Source organism: Lebetimonas sp. JS138, from assembly GCF_000523335.1.
Taxonomy (GTDB): domain Bacteria; phylum Campylobacterota; class Campylobacteria; order Campylobacterales; family Nautiliaceae; genus Lebetimonas.
Window position 1 is genome coordinate 814,609 of record NZ_ATHT01000001.1, and the last position, 20,843, is coordinate 835,451.

The window sequence follows — 20,843 nt, forward strand, 5'->3', positions numbered from 1 at the left end:
TAAAAAAAATTGATGATAAATATATTTTTGAATGATTCTACAAAAGAACTAGTTAAAAAATGGCAAAAAGAAGTTGATTGGCCAATAATTTATATTAAGCAAGAAAATAAAGGTAAAGCACAGGCTTTAGTAAAAGGTATTGAGATAACAAAAGGAGAGTTAACATTAATTGCTGACAGTGATGATGAGTTTTTACCTGAAACTTTTGAAACATTTTATAATATTTGGAATTCTTTTAGTAACAAAGAAAAAGATAAATGTAGCGGTATAGCAGTTTGGGGTTGTCCTTCTTAAAGAGAGTGTATTTAAATGGAAAAATTTACCATTAGGTGAAACTTGGGCTGCTATAAATTCTAAAAATTTAAAAAAATATTTTGTTATTCCAGAAGAGGCTAAAAAATTAAAATTTATTCCTGAGAGTTTTTTTTGGGATAAAATTGCTAATGAAATTATTAGTTTTTCATTTGTGATTCATATAGTTCTGTAACAAAGTATTTGAAAATTGCTTGGCGATATCCAAAAGTCTATTTAAAGCATATTATTAAGTTAATCTATTTTTCGTGGGGAATGGAGCAAGATAAAGCAGGAGAAAATTATTGGAATTCAGTTTGGAAGGAAAAAATGGTTATAGATGAGATAGATATTAATTGCATTAACTGAAAAACTATTATATGAATTATAAAGCTAATATTTTTCATCGTGATTTTTTTTCAAAAGATGAAACAGACAAATATGATATATTAACTTCTTTTGGTGTATTTGAACATTTTGAAAATATTGAAGATAGTATTGCTCATACAAGGCATTATTTGAAAGATAATGGAATTATACTTACTGTTATACCTAATATGAATGGTATTATTGGATTACTCCAAAAGTTACTAAATAAACCTGTTTATGATGTTCATATTCCTTATACAAGAGAAGATATTAAAAATGCACATGAAAAAGCAGGTTATAATACACTTTTTTGTAACTATTATGGTCTTTATGGTTATTAATTTGACAGGTAATAAATTTGGAAATATACTTCGTAAGTTGTTAGCGATACCAGGAAAACCTATATATTACCTTTACAAACTAACTAAAATACACTCTTTATCAGTTCCTCACTCTCTTCCGGTGGCGCAGAAAGAGTAATGTCAATTCTTGCTAATAAATTTGTTGAAACGAGAGAAGCTGTAATTGTTACAATGGCAAAAACTGACTCTTTCTATCCTTTGCATAAAAATATTAAACATATTAAACTTGATCTATTAAAAAATTCAAATAATATTTTCCAAAGTGCTATGAATAATTTATACAGAATAAAAGCTTTTGTAAAAATGTTTAAAATAGAAAATCCTGATGTAATTATTAGTTTTATGACAATAATTCCATGTAAAATTGCTACTATGGGTCTAAAATTCTAAATATTATTCGTCGATTTGTTTATCCATTTAGTGATGCTTTTATAACGCAAACTTATGCAGATCTTAAAAATTATAGTTTTTTAAAGCATTCTTATGTAATCTATAATCCAATAGAAACTGAAAGTTTTGACACAAATATAAAAAAACAAAATATAGTTTTAGGAGTAGGGCGACTTGATAAACAAAAAGGTAAAAATTAATAAAAAATTTTTATTTAGAGGAACTCTTCAAAAAAGGAGGGATTTCCAAATGTATTGATAGAAGCAATGGCTTTTGGTTGCAGTTGTTAGCTTTGATTGCCCTTATGGACCTAATGACAATGAAAGTTAGGGAAAAATACAGTATAGAAAGAATAGTAAATAAGTGGGAAAATATAATAAAAAAGGTTGTAAATGAATAAAATAACTGTTTTAATTTTCTAAGGCTTTTGATCTTTGGGCAATTACAGATTATTTTTTATCAAAATATTGAAATAATATTAAAATAATATTTAGGAGCAAATGGTGAAGGGATATATCTTTTTCAAAAAGTTTATTAAGTTATTTAGAAAGTGAAGTAGATAACTCTAAAATAGAAAAAGCTTTTGAATTTATAAAGTCAAAGAATGGAGTGTATTTAAGACGAAATAAAAGCTGGAAAAGGGTTAAATATAGAGATAAAGTTTTCAGGAAAAGTAGATAAGATTATTGCAAATTCTTATGCAAGTATTGAGTTTCATAAAGCGATTTTATAGCATTGTGGAATAGTTGTTAAGCCAAATAGTGTGGAGGATTTATATCGAGATTTTAAAAATCTGGTAAAATGTGTGGAATAGTGGGGTTTAATTTTAGTAATAAAAATTTACTAAATGAAATGCAAAAAGAAATTGCTCACAGAGGTCCTGATGACAGAGGAGAATTTATAGATAATAGTGTTAGTTTAGGGCATGTAAGACTTTCTATTTTAGATTTAAGTTCTTATGGGCATCAACCTATGGAGTTTGAAAATTTGGTTTTAGTTTATAATGGAGAGATTTATAATTTTAAAGAAATAAGAAAAGAGCTTGAAAAAGAAGGGTATAGATTTTTTTCTAATAGCGATAGTGAAGTTTTATTAAAAGCTTTTCATAAATGGGGTAAAGAGAGTGTAAATAAATTTAGAGGTATGTTTGCATTTGCAATATATGATAAATTAAATAAAAAACTTACTCTTTGTAGGGACAGGGTAGGAGTTAAGCCTCTTTATTACTATTTTGACGGTAAAAATTTTATTTTTGCAAGTGAATTAAAAGCTATTAGAAAATATAAAAAATTTCAAATAGACAAAATTTCTTTGGCTCAGTTTTTTGAGTATGGATATATTAGTAGAGATAGAAGTATTTTTGAAGGAATAAAAAAACTGCTTCCGGCTCATTTTTTAGAATTTAGTTTAGAAACTAAAAAAATTAATTTAAAACAATATTGGAAATTTAAAAATTATTTTAATATTTCTGCAAAAAAAGAAGAAGATATTATTGATGAATTAGAAGAAATATTAATTGAAGGTATTAAATACAGAATGGTTAGTGATGTTGATGTAGGGGTTTTTTTAAGCGGAGGAGTTGACAGCAGTTTAGTTAGTGCTGTTTTACAAAAATATTATGGAAACATTCATACATTTACTATTGGATTTAAAGAACAAAAATATAATGAAGCAAATTATGCAAGAAAAGTTGCTAATCATATAAAATCAAATCATACTGAATATATTTTAGATATAAATGAAGCAAAAGAAATTTTATTAAATAAATTTAGTGATATCTATGATGAACCTTTTGGAGACAGCAGTGGAATACCTACTTATTTGGTTTCAAAGATAGCAAAAGAAAATGGAGTAAAAGTTGTTCTTAGTGCAGATGGGGGAGATGAACTTTTTTGCGGTTATGAAAGGTATTGGTATGGGTATAATTTAGGCAGTAAAATAGAAAAAATTCCTTTAAAAAATTTATTTTATAAATTTATTAGTAATTTTGAGAGTTTGTTAATGAATATTCCTATAAAAAATATGGAACATAAACTTGGATTTTTAAAAAAAATTTTAAAAGAGAGTGAATGGCAGTTTATTTACGAAACAATGATTAAAAATTATAGAGATGATATAAAAAATTTGGGATTAAAAGAAAATAGAGTTATTAAAGATTATTTTAAATTTGGAGAAAAATTTTCTATTATGCAGGCAATGATGCTTTGGGATTTTTACAATTATTTGCCTGATGATATTTTAGTTAAAGTGGACAGAGCTACTATGGTAAATTCAATTGAAGGAAGAGAACCTTTACTTGATAATAAAATTATAGAATATTCAGCAACAATTCCGTTTAATTTAAAATATAAAAATGGTGAAAGTAAATATATATTAAAAAAAGTTTTAGAAAAATATCTTCCAAGAGAACTTATATATAGAAAAAAACAGGGTTTTGGAATTCCTATTTTTGAGTGGTTTAAAAGTGATTTGAAAGAATTGTTTAAAAAATATTTTAATGAAGATGATATTATAAATATGAATTATGTTAGAGATTTACAAAAAAGTTTTGAAAATGGCAAATATGTAAATATTAATAAATTGTGGTTTGTTTTAGTTTATAAAATGTGGAAGGAGAAGTATTATTAATATTTCAATTTTAATTTATTCCCTTGCAAGCGGAGGGGCAGAGAGGCAGGTTAGTATTTTATTAAAAAAGTTTAGTAAAGAGTATAATATAACTCTTGTTTTAATGAATGATACTATTTTTTATGAACCATTTGAGAGTGGAGTTAAAAAACTTCTTAAAGCTTCCTTTTTTAGCACTAAAATATAAAAAAATATTAAAAGAAAAAAATATAGATGTGAGTATTAGTTTTATGAATAGGCCTAATTATATAAATACTTTAGCTAAAATTTTTTGGAGTAAAACAAAAACTATTATTAGTGAAAGGGCTATGCCTTCACTTCAACATAAAAGTAGTATTCAAGGTAAAATAAATAAATTTTTAATTAAAGCTTTATATAAAAAAGCTGATATTGTTTTGGCTAATTCAAAAGGGAATCAAAAAGATTTAATAAAAAATTTTAATGTTAAATCAAAAGTTATTTATAATATGCTAGATTTTAATTGTAAAAAAGAAGAAAAATTTAAAAAATTTACTTTTATAACCATTGGAAGGTTAGATGAGGGGAAAAATCATAAATTACTTATTGAAGCTTTTAAAAAAGCTAATTTAGATGCAGAATTATTGATTATAGGAGATGGATATTTAAGAGATGATTTAGAGTTTATGATTAAGGATTTAGGGCTTAAAGATAAGGTAAAATTATTAGGTCGTCAAAAAGATGTTTTTAGATTTTTATCACAAGCTGACTGTTTTGTTTTTTCTTCAAACTATGAAGGCTTTCCAAATGTTTTACTTGAAGCTTTAGCTTGTAATTTACCTGTAATTTCTACAGATTGTAAAAGCGGTCCAAGAGAAATTTTAGCACCGGATACTACCTTTACAAAGCAGACTAAAGAAATAGAATTAGCTGAATACGGAATTTTAGTACCTGTTGGAGATGTCGATAAAATGGTTGAAGCTATGAGAATGATATATAAAAATAGTGATTTAAGATATAATTATGAACAAAAAGCAAAAAAAAGAATTAAAGAATTTGAAGTAAAAAAAATTATAAAAAAATGGGAAAAAATAATAGGAGAAAAAAATGAATTTTTTTGGATTTTTAAAGGTTGAAGATAAAAGTAACTGGAAAATTATTTTGTTTTATATATTAGTAGCTTATATTTTTAATATATGGGTTAGGTTTATATATGTGGATATAATTTCTCAAATCCCTGTCTGGCAGTTTAACGGCACTTATATTATAAATAATCCGGATGGGTTTTATTATGCAGAGGGTGCAAGGGATTTTATAAACGGATTTCACCAAAAAAACGACCTCTCTCCTATTTATAATGTTACTTCAGATTTTACTGCGCTTGTGAGTGAATTTTTTCATATTCCTCTGGATAAAGTAATTTTTTATTTACCAGGAATTATCGGAAGTTTGCTTGCTGTACCTTTAATTCTGATTGGTGAAGCAATAGGGGGCGCGTTTTTAGGATTTTTGGCAGCTCTTATGGCGCCTATGGTTTGGAGTTATTATCACAGGACGATGTTTGGATATTATGATACCGATATGTTGACGGTCGTACTTCCCACATTTGCAATATGGGGGGTGCTGTGGAGTTTAAAAAATAAAAATATAAAATATTTCTTTTTAACCCCTTTAATTGAAATTTTTATGATTTACTGGCATGACGGACTTTATAATGTAGCAAACGGTATTTTTATAATGAGTTTTGTATATTTATTATATTTGAAATTTGTAAAAAAAGAAAATATTTTTATTGAGAGTCTGTTTTTACTGTTTTTGATAGTACCTCTTTTACCAATAGATATAAAAATTAAAATAGCTGTTTTAATATTGCTGCAAATATCGGTTTTTTATTTAAAAAATAAAATCAATTTAAAATTTGAAAAAATTTTTTATTTGATAGTTTTGGCAATTTATGTTTTTATTATTGGAATACCTTGGATTAACGGTGTGTTACACAGCAGCTATTTTACAAGGGCTGTTGTTAATTCAGATGAAGGATTTAAATATTATGACGTTGTTAACACCGTAAGAGAAGCAAGTCATATCAGTTTTAATACACTGGTTCACAGAATAAGCGGAAGTTATGCCGGATTTTTTGCAGGAGCATTGGGTTATTTATTGTTAATTATCAGATATCCTCAAATGATTATTTCTCTTCCAATGGTTGTATTAGGACTTTTTGCAGAGAGAGGCGGTCTTAGATTTACTATTTTTGCAGTTCCTTTTTTTGCGTTAGGGGATGCTTATATAGTTTATTTGATAGGAAAATTAGTTTCAAAAGCATTGATTAATGAAAAAATTTCTTTTTATTCTAAGTATATAGTATCTTTTTTATTAATGTTGGGGTTTATTTATCCAAATTATAAACATATTCATGAGTATATTACACCTGCTGCAATGAATAAAAATGAAATTGAAACACTTGTTAAATTAAAACATCTTTCTAAAAGAAACGATTATGTGTTAAGTTGGTGGGATTATGGGTATCTTATCAGGTATTATTCAGATGTTAAAACATTGGTTGACGGAGGAAAACACAGCGGGGATGTCGATTTTCCAGTAAGTTTTGCCTTGACAAGGTCGGAGCTTCCTTCATATAATAGTGCAATTTTAGATGTATATTTTACTGAAAAACATTTTATTGATAAGAAAAAATTTGATTTTATAAAAGATATAGAAAATTATTATAAAGTTAAAATTAATACGACCAAAGATTTGGAAAATTTTTTATCACAAAAAATTCCTCTTCCAAAAATCAAAGAGAACATCTATTATTTTTTACCGTTAAAAATGTTGGATATTTTTCCTACTGTTTCTGTGTTTGGTTCCATAGATATAAAAACGGGAAAAGTTCAAAACCACTTTTTTTATAAAGGCAGATTAAAAAAACAGGGAAGATATTTATTGCTTGGACAAATCCCGATAGATTTAAGTAAAGCTGAAATTATTTTAAATCAAAGAACTATACCGGTTAAAGAGATAGATTTAGTTGCGTATACAAAGGGCGGTAAGCTTTCAGTGAGAAAAGAGAGACTGAGAAAGAGTGGATTAAATTTAATTATCATGCAGAGTTACGGTGAAGGATTAATTTTAGATGACTTTTTTTATAACTCTACTTATATTCAGATGTTTATATTTGAAAATTATGATAAGAATTTATTTAAACCTATAATTATTACTCCTTATGTTAAAATTTACAAGGTGGTTAAACATTAATGTGCGGTATTACCGGGTTTAATTTTGAAGTAGATGAAAATTATATTTTTAACTCTTTACACCACAGAGGCCCTGATGAAAAAGGAAAAATAAAATTAAATAATTTTTCTTTTTTTCATACCCGTTTATCAGTTCAGGATATAACTCATGGTCATCAACCTTTTAGATTTAATGAATATGTTATTGTTTTTAACGGAGAAATTTATAATCATTTAAAATTAAGAAATTTACTTAAAGACTTTAATTTTAAAACCTCTTCCGATACAGAAACACTTCTTTATCTTTTTATTAAGTATAAAGAAAAAATGTTTGAAAAAATAGATGGGATGTTTGCTTTTGCTATTTTGAATATAAAAAAAAATACTTTATTTTTAGCAAGAGACAGAGCCGGTAAAAAACCTCTTTTTTATTATAAAAAAGATAAAAAATTTGGATTTAGCAGTGAACTTAATGTTTTTAAATTTATGAATTTAGGTATTGATGAAGATGAAATAAAACTTTTTTTATCTACAGGGTTTTGCTCAACTCCTTATAAAAAAATCAAAGAATTTCCTGCCGGAAGTTTTGCGTATGTTAATTTAGATAATTTAGATATGAAAATAGAAAAGTATTTTGATATTTATGATTTTTATACAAAAGAAAAAATTGATTTAAATTTAGAAGAACTTGATAATATTCTTACAAAATCGGTAAAAGACAGATTATTAGCAAGTGATGTGGAAGTCGGAGCGTTTTTAAGCGGAGGGATTGACAGTGGACTTGTGGTGGCAAAGATAAGTGAATTTAAAAAAATAAAAACTTTTACTGTCAGGTTTGAAGGAAGTTTTGATGAAAGTAATTTGGCAGGATTAGTTGCTAAAAAATACGGAACGGAACATTATTTAATAGATATTAAAATGGATGTAAAAAACAATATTGAAAAAATATTAACTTCTTATGGAAAACCTTTTTTTGACAGCAGTGCAATTCCCAGCTTTTTTGTAAGCAGGGAAGCTAGAAAGTATGTAAAAGTTGTATTAAACGGAGACGGCGCTGATGAGTTGTTTGCCGGTTATAGAAGATATGTGCCATTAGCATTAGGATTAGATAATGTTGCTAAAAATTTTAAATTTTTATTACCTTTTCTTTCTCCTAATAGTAGAGGAGTTAAAATGTTTTTATATAGGTTAATCAGGGCTTCAAGTAAAAAAGGAATTCATTGGTATAATGTTTTATTGAATGATTTATTTGAAGATATTTATGAATTTAAAAGTAAAAAAATAGATGATTTAGATAAATTTATAAAAAATGTAAAATTAAATAATTTGGATAAATTAATGTATTTAGATTTTGTTTTAAATTTAATAGAAGATTTGGTTGTGAAAATGGATATTGCCACAATGATTAATTCACTTGAAGCAAGAAGCCCATTTTTGAGCAAATATTTTTTAGAATATGCTCCATTACTAAAGTCTAAATATAAAATAAATTTTTTAACTACCAAATATGCCCTAAGGTTTTTAGCTAAAAAGTATCTACCACAAGAGTTAGTTAATGCTAAAAAAAAGGGATTTGAAATTCCTTTAACTGATTGGGTAAACAATGAGCTCAAAGATATTATAATGGATTATTTAAATTACGGTTTTTATAAAAATTTTGTAGATGAAAAGTTTGTTAAAAAAATAATTAATAGAAAACTAAATATTCCGGAAGAAAAAAGGGCTAAGATTATTTATCTGCTTTTCAGTCTGGAAGTTTGGAGGGCTAATGAAAATAGCGTTTCTTAGTCATTTTGATTTAAATTTATATCTTTTTAGACTACCTATTATGAAAGAACTTATAAAAAGAGGAAATGAAGTTTATGCTGTATGTCCAAAAGGTAATGTGTTTGATGAATTTAAAGATTACGGAGTGAATGCGGTTGAATATAAAATTGATAGAGGTAGTCTAAATCCTTTTAAGGAAATTGAGACAATAAGAAACATAAAAAAAGTAATTAAAAGTATAAAACCGGATATTTTACATACTTTTATGCATAAACCGAATATTTACGGAAATTTGGTTTTTCATAAAAATACAATAAATACTATAACAGGTCTTGGCAGTTTTTTTATTTATAATGATTTAAAAAGTAAAATAATTAGAAATATCATAGAAACTGGATACAAATTTACTGCAAAATCTTCAAAAAAAGTAATTTTTCAAAACAGTGATGATTTAGAATTATTTATAAATAAAAATATAATTCCAAGAGAAAAAGCAGTTTTAATTAAAAGCAGCGGGATTGATACCACTGAATGGAAAATGGAGGATTTAGGATTTAGGATTGAGGATTTGGGGATAAAAAAGGATAAACCGACTGTTTTGATGATTGCAAGGGTAATTAAAGACAAAGGTGTAGAAGAATATATAAAAGCTGCTGAATTACTTAAAGAAAAGGCCAATTTTTTATATGTAGGTGATGTAGACAAGGGAAATAAGAATACATTTTTACCTGATTGGAAAAATGTAAAATTTTTAGGATTTAGAAGAGATATAAAAGAATTAATTTCCATTTGTGATATTTTTGTTTTGCCTAGTTACAGAGAAGGAGTACCAAGAACACTTCTTGAAGCCGCTTCTATGTCAAAACCGATTGTTACAACAAATGCTCCTGGATGCAGGGAAGTTGTAGAAGATAATAAAAACGGATTTTTAGTGTCTGTTAGAGACTATAAAACATTAGCTAAAAAGATAGAAATCTTAATTGATAATACTGAGTTAAGGGAAGAATTTGGAAGATATTCAAGAGAAAAAGCAGTAAATGATTTTGATATAAAAGTTGTAGTAGATAAATATTTAAAAGTTTATGAGGAAATTTTAAGTGTATAAAAAATTTTTTAAACCTTTGACGGATAAAGTTTTGGCTTTAATTTTAATTATTTTATTTTCACCTATTATGCTTTTAACGGCAATTGCAATATACCTGTGGGATGGAAGACCTGTTATCTTTATGCAAGAGCGTCCCGGATATAAAGGAAGAATTTTTAAAATATATAAATTTAGGACAATGACTAATGAAAAAGATGAATTTGGAAATTTGCTTCCTGATGAAAAAAGATTAAAAGGAATTGGTAAAATTATTAGAAAACTAAGCCTTGATGAACTGCCTCAGCTTTTTAATGTATTAAAAGGTGATATGAGTTTTATTGGGCCACGGCCTCTTTTAGTTGAATATTTGCCTTTATATAATGAAGAACAGAAAAAAAGACACGATGTTTTACCCGGAATTACTGGACTTGCTCAGGTTAAAGGAAGAAATGCAATAAGCTGGAGAAAAAAATTTAAATATGATGTTTTTTATGTAAAGCATTTAAGTTTTAAGCTGGATTTATATATAATTTGTCAAACAATTATAAAAGTTTTAAAACAAGAGGGAATATCCCAACAAGGACATGCCACAATGGAGAAGTTTAATGGGAAAAATTAATGTTTTAATAACCAGTGCTGGTAGAAGAGTCAGATTAGTTGAAAATTTTAAATTATATGCAAATGTATTTACTTGTGATATGAATCCAAGTTTGAGTGCGGCTTGCCAGGTTAGTGATTATTTTTTTAAGGTTCCAAGAGTTACCGATAAAAACTATATAGATTTTTTATTACAACAATGTAAAAATTTGAATATAAATATGATTGTACCTACAATTGATCCAGAATTGGAAATTTTAGCTAAAAATAAAGAAAATTTTAAAAAAGAAGGAATTTTTATTGCTGGAAGTAGTGAAAATATATGTAAAACTTTTGCCTTAAAATCTTCTACTTATAAATTTTTTAAAGAAAACGGTTTTTTGACTCCTGAAATTGTAGATGATATTGAAACTGCAAAATATCCTCTTTTTGCAAAGCTTAATAATTCTTCTTTATCAGTCGGAGCTCAAAAAGTAAATTCAATAGAAGAAGCTAAAATATTGTTAAGTAAAAATAAAAATTATGTATTTCAAGAATATATAGATGCAACAGAGTTTACAGTAGATGTTTTTATAAATAAAAAAGGAGCGGTTATTTCAATTGTGCCAAGAGAGCGAATAGAAGTCAGATGCGGGGAAATTAATAAAGGAAGAACCAAAAAAGACAGTTTAATTATCAGTGAAGTTAAAAGATTATGTAATAAATTAAACGAAGCATATGGCGTATTGACTATTCAACTTTTTAAAAAAGATAATAAAATATATTTTATAGAAATTAATCCCCGCTTTGGAGGTGGATATCCTTTGAGTTGGCAAGCAGGCGCTGATTATGCTAAATTTTTGATAGATGATTATCTAGGAAAAGAACTGAAATATTTTGAAGAATGGAAAGATAATTTAATAATGTTAAGATATGACAATGAGGTATTGATAGATGGTAATAGTATTTGATTTAGACGATACTTTGTATGATGAAATAGATTTTGTAAAAAGTGGATTTAGAGAAATTAGCAAATATTTAGGAGATGAAAAATATTTTAATTTTATGTGGGAAGAATTTTTGAAAAATGGAAGCGGTAAAATTTTTGATAAGTTAATAAAAACTTTTAATATTGATACTGATGTAAAAAAACTAATAGAAATTTATAGATTTCATAAACCAAATATAACTTTGCCAAAGGAAAGTAAAGAAATTTTAGAATTTACTAAAAATTATGATACAGCTTTAATTAGCGATGGATATTATATGATGCAGCAGAATAAATTTTTAGCTTTAAATTTAGATAAATATATAAAATATCCCATTTTTACAGATTTTTATCATACTAAAAAACCTGAATTAAAACCTTTTAAAATGGTTATGGAAAAATTTCCTAATAAACAATATGTATATATATCAGACAATCCTAAAAAAGATTTTATTGCTCCTAAAAAATTGGGTTGGATTACTGTAAGATTTAAAAACAAAAAAGGAATTTATAAAAATATTCCTAACTGTGCTGATTATGGAGTTTATTCAAGAAAAGAGATTGTAGAGAAATTAAAGGAATTAGTATGAACGAATTTGACAAATGGAATGAATTAAAAAAACAAATAAATAATAAAGAGATAAATCTAAAATTTAGAGGCGGTGATATATTTTTTATGTCGATTGGTAAAAATGTTGGAAGTGAGCAAGTTGGAAAAGGTGAAGAGTTTTTAAGACCGGTTTTAGTATATAAAAAATTGTCAAAAACTACATTTTTAGGTATTCCTCTTACAAGTACGAAAAAAGATTGGTATTTTGAATTTCATTATAAAAACAAAATAAGTTATGCGATGTTTAATCAAATGAGAACTTTCGATATTAAGAGAATTAAGTTTAAATATGGAAGAATTAAATTTAATACATTTAAAAAACTTAGCAAAAAGTTAGAAGAATTTATTACTCCCTTAAAAAGGGAGGAAGACCCCTTAGGGCGTATAAGTGATAAAAGTATATCACAAACAAATAAAAATGTCAATAAAATTTACCTCTCACCCCCTCATATGAGCGGAAAAGAAATAGAGTATGTAAAAAAAGTATTTGAAAGCAATTATATAGCGCCTCTTGGAGAATATGTTGATAAATTTGAAAATTCAGTAAAAAATTATACCGGTGCAAAATCCGCCCTGGCTTTATGTAACGCAACAAGTGCTTTGCATTTAGCTCTTAAGAGTTTTGGGTATTAAAGATTCTCAGGTGGCGGTATCAACTTTTACTTTTATAGGTTCGGTTAACCCACTTCTTTATGAAAGAAATGAGCCTGTTTTTATAGATGTAGATAAATATTGGCATATGGATTCAGAGCTTTTAGAAAAAGCAATCAAAGAAAATAATATAAAAGCGGTTGTTTTACCTCATATTTACGGGCAGGTTGCTGATATTGAGCCGATAAAAGAATTATGCGAAAAAAATAATATCTATTTAATAGAGGATGCTGCTGAGAGTTTAGGGGCGTATTATAATAAAAGACAAATGGAAATGGAGAAATTATTCATTCTGGAACAATAGGTGTTTTTGGGGTTTACAGTTTTAATGGAAATAAGCTTTTGACTACAAGCAGCGGGGGAGTGTTGGTCAGTAATGATGGGGAGCTTATAAAAAACGCAAGGTTTCTTTCAACTCAGGCAAAAGAGAGTGATTTTATAGAATATGTGCATAAAGAGATTGGCTTTAATTACAGGATGAGTAATGTTTTGGCGGCTATCGGTGTGGGGCAGATGGAGGTTGTTGAAGAGAGGATTGCAAAAAAAAAGGAAATTTTTGAGTGGTATCAGGAATTTTTAGATGAAGAGTTTATGCCGGAATTACCTAACACCAGGGGAACAAGATGGCTTACAACCGTTGTTTTTAAAAACAAAGACCCCTGGAAAGTTATGCAAAATCTTAAAGATAATCAAATAGAAAGCAGACCTCTTTGGAACCCGATGCATTTACAATCTCTATTTAAAGGGGTTAAAAGTTATTTGAACGGAAGAAGTGAAAAATTATTTAAAAAAGGACTTTGTCTTCCGAGTGGTACTGCTTTGAGTAAAAATGATGTCAAATATATTTGTGAGGTAATAAATGAGGTTAAGTGAAAAAGAGATTTTATCTATAAAAAAAGCTTTTGTTAAGATTTTTAAAAATGGAGAAATCTATCTTTTTGGCAGTAGAGTAGATGATAATTTAAAAGGCGGTGATATAGATTTGTATATTGTTTCTTCAAACGCTAATTTAGAAAAAAAGATAGAATTTTTAGTTTATTTAAAAAAGTTAATAGGTGATAGAAAAATTGATGTAGTAATAAATAAAAAAGGGCTTATTGAGAAAAATGCAAAAAAAGGTATATTATTATGGAAGAATTAAAAGAGTTGTTTAAAGCGATAGATAAAATTATTAAAAATGCTTTAATTGATTATAATGCTTTACTTCAAAAAGAAATTGATTCGGATTTTTTAGAGGATGTGGAAAATAGAAGATTAGCTAACAGTTTTTTATTTTATTTTGCAAAACTACAAGATAAAATAGGAGTAAAATTATTTAAAAAAGTTTTATATGAACTTCAGGAAATAGATAGTTTTGCTATTCCTTTTAGGGATGTTTTAGATATTTTAGAAAAATTAGAAATAATTGAAGCTGATGAATGGTTGAAAATTAGAGAAATAAGAAATGAATTATCTCATGAATATCCAGATGATATAGATGAATCGATAGAAAGTTTGAAATTAGCAATTAATTTTTTTCCAAATATGTTAAATATTTATCAAAACTTAAAGGAAAAAATTGAAAAATCTTCTTAAGCCCACAAAATTAAAAAGGGCTCTGTTTTTTTTAGCGGGTGATATTTTAATTTCTATTTTTACTCTTTTTTTAGCGTATCTTTTGAGGTTTAATTTTTCCATTCCAAAAGAATATTTAAATAATTTTTATGAAATAGCTTTTGTTTTTATTTTTTTTAAAGTAGCTTTTTATTATATTTTTAAGCTTTATTTTGTAAGCTGGAGGTTTTTTTCGCTTAAGGAGCTTAAATCTCTGCTATTTGCCACCACTTTGGCTTATTTGGCAGGAGGGAGTGTTTTACTTGTTTTTAGGCATTATTTTATTCCTTTTCCGAGAAGTGTAATTATAATAGATTATTTCTTATCAATCCTTTTTATAGGCTTTTTCAGAATTTCCAAAAGGCTTTTAATAGAAAAACTCTCAACCGATAAAAAACCGGCTGTTATAATCGGGGCCAATGAAAAGGCTGTTTCACTTCTAAAACAAAATATACCTTATTCGGTTTTGGAAATTTATGACAGTGAAAAAAATATAGTGGGGGCATATCTTTACGGATATAAGGTTGAAGATATTTCAGAAATTGACGGCAATATTAAAACGGCAATTATTACAAAGGAGATGAGTCAAAAAGAACTTGACGGACTGGTCGGATTTTTGCAATCAAGAGGTATTGAAGAAATTAAAATATATAATCCTTTTGAAAATAGAATTAAAGATGTCTCTATTGAAGATTTATTAGCCAGAAAACCGAAAGATTTGGACAAAAACGCTATTGAACAATTTGTAAAGAATAAAAAAATCTTAATCACAGGTGCGGGCGGCAGCATAGGAAGCGAAATAGCGAGACAGTGTGAAAAATACGGCTCAAGTGAGCTTGTTTTGGTGGATAACAGCGAATTTAACTTATATTCGATTAATGAAGAGCTGAATATAAAAAGAAAACTTTATTTAACAGATGTAACCAAAAAAAATGATTTGGAAGAAATATTTAAAAACGAGAAGCCTCAAATTGTAATCCATGCGGCGGCATACAAGCATGTGCCTATGTGTGAATATAATCCGAAAAGTGCGGTTATCAATAATATCATGGGCACAAAAAATGTAATTGATTTATCTATAAAATATGAAATAAAAGATTTTATTTTAATTTCAACCGATAAAGCGGTAAGGCCTACAAACATAATGGGTGCAACTAAAAGGGTGTGCGAGCTGTATGCACAAAATATTGATTCTAAATTTACAAAAATATGTGCCGTAAGGTTTGGAAATGTGTTGGGCAGCAGCGGAAGCGTAGTGCCAAAATTTAAAAAATGTATAAAAAATAATGAGCCTCTTCCTGTTACCCACCCGGAAATTACCCGTTATTTTATGTTAATTCCGGAAGCCTGTCAGCTGGTATTGCAGGCCGGAAGTATGGCAAAAAAGGGTGAAATATTTATACTGGATATGGGAGAGCCGGTAAAAATTGTAGATTTAGCTAAAAAAATGCTTAGACTTTACGGAAAAGATGAAAACAGTATTGAGTTTGTGGGTCTCAGGCCCGGGGAAAAACTTTATGAAGAGCTTTTAATTGATGAAGCAGATAAAAAAACAAAATATAAAGATATTTTTGTTGCAAAACCCACTTTTATGGATATTGATGAGTTAATTAAAAAAATTGAAGAATTAATAAGATTAGATGATGAAAAATACATTATTAAAAAATTAAAAGAAATAGTCCCCGAATTTGAACATAAAGATTGACATATCAATTCTCCTGTGATAAAATTTCTTAAAAAAACAGGGGAATAAATGAAAAAAAGAATAGCTCTGATAGTTTTTGGTGTTTTATTAGTTATTTCGGTTTTTTTACTGATTAAATATATTATATTTTCACATAATTATGCCACTTCAAATGCCGTGTTTGTAAAAACCGATTCTCTTACAAATCTTTCTTTTAAAATTCCCGGGAAAATAGAAAATATTTATGTAAAAGAGGGTGATAGTGTAAAAAAAGGGAAATTGCTGGCGAAACTTGATACAAAAGATTTGGAAATTCAAAAAAACGAACTTATTAATCAGATAAACGCTTTAAAGCAAAAAATTCAGGCAAGTATTATCCAAAAAGATAAATTAAGCAAAGATATAGATGAAAACATAAATTTAATAAATACTCAGATTAAGAAGCTTGATAAACTGATTGAAGCTAAAAAATATGCGATAAAAGCAAAAGAAAACAAACTTCAAAAACTTGCAAATGATTATAAAAGATTCAGCAGACTATATAAAAACAGAAAAATTTCATATGAAAAATATGAAAATGTAAAAACAGCTTTTTTTGTTTTGCAAAATGAAATAAATGCGGATAAAAAAATGCTGGAAAGTATGAATGAAGATAAAAATGCATTGTTTATAAAATTAAATATTGCAGAAAATAACAAAAAAGAAGTAATTAGATTAGCTAAGTTAACTGATTCAATGAAATCTCAGTTAAAAGTTTTGAATGATAAACTGGCTTTTATAAACCAGCATATAAAAGAGAGTTTTATATATGCTCCTTTTAACGGGAAAATAGCCAAAAAATTTGAAAACCCCGATGAAGTGGTAAATGCGGGCAGTAAAATTTTAAGTATTGTGAATCCAAAAGATTTGTATGTATTGGTTTTGCTTGAAGAGACTAAATTAAAAGGTATAAAAAAAGGAAATTATGCAAAAATACATATTGATGCAACAAATAGAGATTATGATGGGTATGTGGAAAAAATACTTCCAGCAAGTGCCGCTACATTTGCGCTCGTCCCAAGAGACATAAGCAGCGGGGAATTTACAAAATTAGCCCAGAGGTTTTATGTAAGGATTAAATTTAAAAAAATTCCAAAAGATGTGCTTGTTGGGATGAGCGGGGAAGTTGAAATAGCAAAAAGCTATTAACTGAGTGAAAAATGAAATAATAAAAATTTTAGTGAAAGCAGTAAAAAATGCAACCTAAACTTTTCACTTTTAATTTTACACTTTACATTATTTTAATCATTACCGGTGCTTTTATGGCTGTTTTGGATACCACGATAGTGGATATTGTGGTGCCTCGCTTAAAGGGGCCGCTGTCAACCGATATGTACGGGGTTCAGTGGGTGATTACCGCTTATATGACGGCTGCTGCCGCCGGGCTTTTGGTGGTTGAGTGGCTTATTAAAAGATACGGGAACAAATGGGTTTATATTACAGGTGTTGCTGTTTTTACAACAGCTTCTTTTCTTTGCGGAATTTCAAATTCACTCGGGTTTATTATAAGTGCAAGGGTAGTGCAGGGATTTGCCGAGGCTCTTATTATGGTTACAAGCCATATGATGATTTTTTCTCTTTTTCCTGCTGATAAAAAAGGTGTGGCAATGGGTATTTTTGCTTTAGGCGTGGCTTTTGCTCCGGCAATTGGGCCAACTTTAGGAGGATATCTGACCGAATGGTTTAGCTGGAGGGCCGTATTTTTTGTAAATGTACCGATTGGAATAATTATTGTTATTTTTGGAAGTCTGCTTTTGCCGGATATTGGCAAAAAAGAAAATTATTCTCTAAATATAATCTCTTTTGCATTTCTTTCAATTTCAACCGTGGCTCTTTTGATAATGCTTAGTAAAGGTCAGCAGTTTGGGTGGTTTAATTCTTCTTTTATAGTTTATTTGGCATTTGTTTCCTGGATAGCTTTTTTATTTTTTTTAATCAGCGAATATTTTTCAAAAAATAAATTGTTTGATTATTCGTTATTTAAAAACCCCTTTTATACACTGGGAATTTTAATCTATTTTGTTTTGCTTGGTTTTTCAATGTATCAGTATTTTTATTTAATTCCTGTATTTTATGAGCATATAAAGGGACTTAGTTCCATACAATCCGGTCTAGGAGTACTTGGATTTGGTATTTGGATTGGAATTGTTAGTATTATTGCTGGAAATGTAAGTGATAAAATAGGGCCAATTCCCGTGCTTGTAGCTGCTGCTATTATTTATTTAATTACTTCTTTTTATCTTTTCCCACCGATTAATTACTATATGAGTTTTAGCGAAGCGGTTATCAGGACAATGCCTTTTGGAATATCTATGGGAATGTTTTTTGCGCCTGTAACGGTACTTATTATGAATGCCGCTAAAAACAAAGGCGAACAGGCAATTGTGGTTATGGATTATGTGAGGTTTGTGGGAGGGAGTTTCGGTACTGCAATTGCTACAAATTCTATGTTTTATTACCAGGCAAAAGAGTATGAGGGATAGTCAGTTTGCAAAATTATGAGCTTGTTTATGATATTTTTGAAAAAATGAAATATGCTTTCGGTGAAACGGGCGAAGTTATTTTAAGAAACTTGCAGGAATTTATGGCTATGAATTACGGGTTTAAGTATGTTTGGCTAAATGCCGCTTTCTGGGGACTTCTTGGAAGTGTTTTTGTGTTTTTGCTGCCTATTGCTAAAAGATGGGTAATAAGAAATGAAAAATAAAATTGACACAGCAATATTTCTCTGATAAAATATTTCAAATAAAAAAGGATAAAAATGAAAAGGCTTGCTTTAATATTTCCTCTATTTCTCAGGGCCGAGAGTTTTAACGATATAGCAAAATCTATAACAAATTCACTGAATTATAAACTTGCAAAAAAACAGGTGGAAATTTATGAAAAAAAATTAAAACTCAGCGAAGCAAAAAATTACGGGAGTGTTGATTTAAGTTATGCTTATGTCAGACTTCATCAAAATCCTGTTATGAAAATGAACACAGATGTGGCCGTTGGAGCGCAAAACGCGGGAAGCGCCCCGGTTTATCCACTGATTTATCAAAATGTGAATACTGAAATTCAGGCAGGAAGAAAAAATAATTTTACGGGGGTTTTGAAATATTCATATCCGCTCTTTACAGGTTTTGCTATAACTAATTTAATTAAAAAATCAAAAATAGAATTGATACAAAAAAAGCTGGAACTTAAAAACACCAAAAGGGTTTTATTATTAAACGCCGCAAAATTATATTCAAATATTTATGCTCTAAATGCAAAGATTGATGCACTAAACAAAGCTAAAGCGGCTGTAATTAGTGCAAAAGAAAAGGCTTTTTCGTTTTATAAAGAAGGTCTTTTAAATAAATCCGAGGCGGATGAAATAGATGCGAAATATTATGAAATAAATGCAAAAATAGACAGTGCCCTTTTGCAAAAAAAAGCCCTTTTAAATATTTTCTCAAATCTTGTCAATAAAAAAATTAAAAAAATTGATGGTTTAAATGTCCCTTCTTTAAAAGAGGAAAATATTTTAAAACGACCCGATGTTTTGGCAATAAAAGAAAATCTTAATTTAAGCGAAACAATGGTAAATTTAGCGAAATCAAAATTTTATCCTCAAATCGGTATTGAAATAGGATTAAAAAAGGAAGCAAACACATTCGGACTTGATCAAAACTATTATCAAAACAGAGATAAATCTTACGGGGCTGTTGAATTAAATTATAATATTTTTGACGGAGGTGCCGATAAAGCCAATATAGAAGAAGCCAAAATAGCAAAACTGCAAAGTCTTATTTATTATCAAAACTATTTAAATTCTGCCGAGACTGAGTATAAAAATGATTTATTAAAAATTAAGGCTCTAAAAGAGATGTATAAATCAGCTAAGTCAGAAGTCGAAGCAAGGCTCAGTTATTATGAATATATTAATGCTAAATTTGAAGAAGGCTTGGCGGATTCAGCCGATTTGACGGACGCCATTGCCAAACTGGCTGCTGCTAGGGCTAAAAAAGAGGATGTAAAATCCCAAATTTTCTTTTATACAATAAAAGCCAATTTAGACGGGGGAAGCAATTTTTAATGTAAAATGTAAAATGGAAAATGAAATTTTTATATAAAAGGTAATAAAATGAAAAAAAATATAGTAGGAATTATATTAATAATTTTAGTGGCAATTGGAGGGGTTTTAATTTACAAAGCCTTGAATGCGAAAAAGATGCCTCCCGGGCTTGTGGCCGGTGTCGGTAATTTTGACGGGGATTTGATAAACATAAACACAAAATATCCCGGAAGGATTGTAAAAATCAATATTGATGACGGGAGTGATATTAAAAAAGGCAGTGTTATTGCCGTTCTTGACAGCGATGAGTATAAAGACAAATTAAAAGCTATTGAAGCTGAGATTAAGGCTAAAAAAAATGAATTAAATTTTACAGCCGCTAAAATCAAAAACGGTATAAAACAGGCCGAGCTGGCTTATGGGGTAAAAAAAGACGAATTAAATTCATTGAAAAAAAATATAGAAATCTTAACAGCTGTAATTGCTCAGGATAAAAACTTTAATTAAAGCAGTAAAGAAAATTTAGACACAGCAATAGCTTCCAAAGAAAATATTAAAGCGCTTAAAAACGCTAT

General features: G+C 28.1%; 22 protein-coding genes. All 22 read left to right on the forward strand.

What is annotated here, in order from left to right; all coding sequences use genetic code 11:
- Positions 1-12 precede the first annotated feature (12 nt).
- The 22 genes from DZ67_RS0104610 to DZ67_RS10705 all read left to right on the forward strand — a co-directional run bounded on the left by DZ67_RS0104610 (position 13) and on the right by DZ67_RS10705 (position 20,775).
- Complete coding sequence (locus DZ67_RS0104610) at positions 13-294, forward strand: glycosyltransferase family A protein (protein WP_024791797.1); 282 nt, start codon at positions 13-15, stop codon at positions 292-294.
- Positions 295-671: 377 nt separating this feature from the next.
- Complete coding sequence (locus DZ67_RS0104615) at positions 672-1,001, forward strand: methyltransferase domain-containing protein (RefSeq protein WP_024791798.1); 330 nt, start codon at positions 672-674, stop codon at positions 999-1,001.
- A gap of 138 nt (positions 1,002-1,139) precedes the next feature.
- Entirely contained in the window at positions 1,140-1,412 is a 273-nt protein-coding gene (locus DZ67_RS0104625; RefSeq protein ID WP_024791799.1) for a hypothetical protein, read from the forward strand.
- Between the two features lie 801 nt (positions 1,413-2,213).
- Complete coding sequence (asnB, locus tag DZ67_RS0104635) at positions 2,214-4,040, forward strand: asparagine synthase (glutamine-hydrolyzing) (protein WP_024791800.1); 1,827 nt, start codon at positions 2,214-2,216, stop codon at positions 4,038-4,040.
- Between the two features lie 122 nt (positions 4,041-4,162).
- Complete coding sequence (locus DZ67_RS09850) at positions 4,163-5,134, forward strand: glycosyltransferase (RefSeq protein WP_201768316.1); 972 nt, start codon at positions 4,163-4,165, stop codon at positions 5,132-5,134.
- Positions 5,106-7,256, forward strand: a complete 2,151-nt coding sequence (locus DZ67_RS0104645) for an STT3 domain-containing protein (RefSeq protein ID WP_024791801.1) — start codon at positions 5,106-5,108, stop codon at positions 7,254-7,256. The genes DZ67_RS09850 and DZ67_RS0104645 overlap by 29 nt, the downstream gene beginning before the upstream one ends.
- Positions 7,256-9,022, forward strand: a complete 1,767-nt coding sequence (gene asnB / locus DZ67_RS0104650) for an asparagine synthase (glutamine-hydrolyzing) (RefSeq protein WP_024787515.1) — start codon at positions 7,256-7,258, stop codon at positions 9,020-9,022. Before DZ67_RS0104645 ends, asnB (DZ67_RS0104650) begins: the two co-directional genes overlap by 1 nt.
- A complete protein-coding gene (pglA, locus tag DZ67_RS0104655) occupies positions 9,003-10,106 on the forward strand; it encodes a N,N'-diacetylbacillosaminyl-diphospho-undecaprenol alpha-1,3-N-acetylgalactosaminyltransferase (RefSeq protein ID WP_024787516.1) in 1,104 nt (367 codons plus the stop codon). Before asnB (DZ67_RS0104650) ends, pglA begins: the two co-directional genes overlap by 20 nt.
- On the forward strand, positions 10,099-10,704 hold the full coding sequence (locus DZ67_RS0104660; protein ID WP_024787517.1) for a sugar transferase: 606 nt from the start codon (positions 10,099-10,101) through the stop codon (positions 10,702-10,704). The genes pglA and DZ67_RS0104660 overlap by 8 nt, the downstream gene beginning before the upstream one ends.
- Positions 10,691-11,632: an ATP-grasp domain-containing protein gene (locus DZ67_RS0104665; RefSeq protein WP_024790831.1), complete on the forward strand. Its 942-nt coding sequence runs from the start codon at positions 10,691-10,693 to the stop codon at positions 11,630-11,632. The genes DZ67_RS0104660 and DZ67_RS0104665 overlap by 14 nt, the downstream gene beginning before the upstream one ends.
- Positions 11,616-12,239 carry an HAD family hydrolase gene (locus tag DZ67_RS0104670; RefSeq protein ID WP_024790832.1) on the forward strand — a complete coding sequence of 208 codons (624 nt, stop codon included), beginning with the start codon at positions 11,616-11,618 and terminating at the stop codon, positions 12,237-12,239. Before DZ67_RS0104665 ends, DZ67_RS0104670 begins: the two co-directional genes overlap by 17 nt.
- The gene (locus tag DZ67_RS11160) at positions 12,236-12,892 is read left to right on the forward strand and encodes a type II toxin-antitoxin system PemK/MazF family toxin (protein ID WP_330216776.1); all 657 of its coding nucleotides are present in this window, start codon (positions 12,236-12,238) and stop codon (positions 12,890-12,892) included. The genes DZ67_RS0104670 and DZ67_RS11160 overlap by 4 nt, the downstream gene beginning before the upstream one ends.
- A gap of 10 nt (positions 12,893-12,902) precedes the next feature.
- Entirely contained in the window at positions 12,903-13,214 is a 312-nt protein-coding gene (locus DZ67_RS11165) for a DegT/DnrJ/EryC1/StrS family aminotransferase (RefSeq protein ID WP_330216777.1), read from the forward strand.
- Between the two features lie 38 nt (positions 13,215-13,252).
- A complete protein-coding gene (locus DZ67_RS11170; protein ID WP_330216778.1) occupies positions 13,253-13,783 on the forward strand; it encodes a DegT/DnrJ/EryC1/StrS family aminotransferase in 531 nt (176 codons plus the stop codon).
- Positions 13,770-14,051, forward strand: coding sequence for a nucleotidyltransferase domain-containing protein (locus DZ67_RS0104685; protein ID WP_024787521.1), 282 nt, complete (start codon positions 13,770-13,772; stop codon positions 14,049-14,051). Before DZ67_RS11170 ends, DZ67_RS0104685 begins: the two co-directional genes overlap by 14 nt.
- Positions 14,039-14,485: a hypothetical protein gene (locus DZ67_RS0104690; RefSeq protein ID WP_024787522.1), complete on the forward strand. Its 447-nt coding sequence runs from the start codon at positions 14,039-14,041 to the stop codon at positions 14,483-14,485. The genes DZ67_RS0104685 and DZ67_RS0104690 overlap by 13 nt, the downstream gene beginning before the upstream one ends.
- Positions 14,469-16,208, forward strand: a complete 1,740-nt coding sequence (locus DZ67_RS0104695) for a nucleoside-diphosphate sugar epimerase/dehydratase (protein ID WP_024787523.1) — start codon at positions 14,469-14,471, stop codon at positions 16,206-16,208. Before DZ67_RS0104690 ends, DZ67_RS0104695 begins: the two co-directional genes overlap by 17 nt.
- 48 nt (positions 16,209-16,256) lie before the next feature.
- Positions 16,257-17,375 (forward strand): HlyD family secretion protein, encoded by a 1,119-nt coding sequence (locus tag DZ67_RS0104700; protein WP_024791802.1) that lies wholly within the window; start codon positions 16,257-16,259, stop codon positions 17,373-17,375.
- 47 nt (positions 17,376-17,422) lie between these two features.
- Positions 17,423-18,709: a DHA2 family efflux MFS transporter permease subunit gene (locus DZ67_RS09865; RefSeq protein ID WP_236620003.1), complete on the forward strand. Its 1,287-nt coding sequence runs from the start codon at positions 17,423-17,425 to the stop codon at positions 18,707-18,709.
- 5 nt (positions 18,710-18,714) lie between these two features.
- Positions 18,715-18,933, forward strand: a complete 219-nt coding sequence (locus DZ67_RS10865; RefSeq protein ID WP_236620004.1) for a hypothetical protein — start codon at positions 18,715-18,717, stop codon at positions 18,931-18,933.
- Positions 18,934-18,987: 54 nt separating this feature from the next.
- The gene (locus DZ67_RS0104710) at positions 18,988-20,289 is read left to right on the forward strand and encodes a TolC family protein (RefSeq protein WP_024791803.1); all 1,302 of its coding nucleotides are present in this window, start codon (positions 18,988-18,990) and stop codon (positions 20,287-20,289) included.
- Positions 20,290-20,337: 48 nt separating this feature from the next.
- Positions 20,338-20,775, forward strand: coding sequence for a biotin/lipoyl-binding protein (locus tag DZ67_RS10705; protein WP_051440281.1), 438 nt, complete (start codon positions 20,338-20,340; stop codon positions 20,773-20,775).
- The last annotated feature ends 68 nt before the right edge of the window (positions 20,776-20,843 follow it).

Bases quoted from the DNA above. Each gene is read 5' to 3' on its own strand.
- DZ67_RS0104610 (WP_024791797.1), top strand. From the start codon at position 13: ATGATAAATATATTTTTGAATGATTCTACAAAAGAACTAGTTAAAAAA.
- DZ67_RS0104615 (WP_024791798.1), top strand. From the start codon at position 672: ATGAATTATAAAGCTAATATTTTTCATCGTGATTTTTTTTCAAAAGAT.
- DZ67_RS0104625 (WP_024791799.1), top strand. From the start codon at position 1,140: ATGTCAATTCTTGCTAATAAATTTGTTGAAACGAGAGAAGCTGTAATT.
- asnB (WP_024791800.1), top strand. From the start codon at position 2,214: ATGTGTGGAATAGTGGGGTTTAATTTTAGTAATAAAAATTTACTAAAT.
- DZ67_RS09850 (WP_201768316.1), top strand. From the start codon at position 4,163: ATGAACCATTTGAGAGTGGAGTTAAAAAACTTCTTAAAGCTTCCTTTT.
- DZ67_RS0104645 (WP_024791801.1), top strand. From the start codon at position 5,106: ATGAATTTTTTTGGATTTTTAAAGGTTGAAGATAAAAGTAACTGGAAA.
- asnB (WP_024787515.1), top strand. From the start codon at position 7,256: ATGTGCGGTATTACCGGGTTTAATTTTGAAGTAGATGAAAATTATATT.
- pglA (WP_024787516.1), top strand. From the start codon at position 9,003: ATGAAAATAGCGTTTCTTAGTCATTTTGATTTAAATTTATATCTTTTT.
- DZ67_RS0104665 (WP_024790831.1), top strand. From the start codon at position 10,691: ATGGGAAAAATTAATGTTTTAATAACCAGTGCTGGTAGAAGAGTCAGA.
- DZ67_RS0104670 (WP_024790832.1), top strand. From the start codon at position 11,616: ATGGTAATAGTATTTGATTTAGACGATACTTTGTATGATGAAATAGAT.
- DZ67_RS11160 (WP_330216776.1), top strand. From the start codon at position 12,236: ATGAACGAATTTGACAAATGGAATGAATTAAAAAAACAAATAAATAAT.
- DZ67_RS0104685 (WP_024787521.1), top strand. From the start codon at position 13,770: ATGAGGTTAAGTGAAAAAGAGATTTTATCTATAAAAAAAGCTTTTGTT.
- DZ67_RS0104690 (WP_024787522.1), top strand. From the start codon at position 14,039: ATGGAAGAATTAAAAGAGTTGTTTAAAGCGATAGATAAAATTATTAAA.
- DZ67_RS0104700 (WP_024791802.1), top strand. From the start codon at position 16,257: ATGAAAAAAAGAATAGCTCTGATAGTTTTTGGTGTTTTATTAGTTATT.
- DZ67_RS09865 (WP_236620003.1), top strand. From the start codon at position 17,423: ATGCAACCTAAACTTTTCACTTTTAATTTTACACTTTACATTATTTTA.
- DZ67_RS0104710 (WP_024791803.1), top strand. From the start codon at position 18,988: ATGAAAAGGCTTGCTTTAATATTTCCTCTATTTCTCAGGGCCGAGAGT.
- DZ67_RS10705 (WP_051440281.1), top strand. From the start codon at position 20,338: ATGAAAAAAAATATAGTAGGAATTATATTAATAATTTTAGTGGCAATT.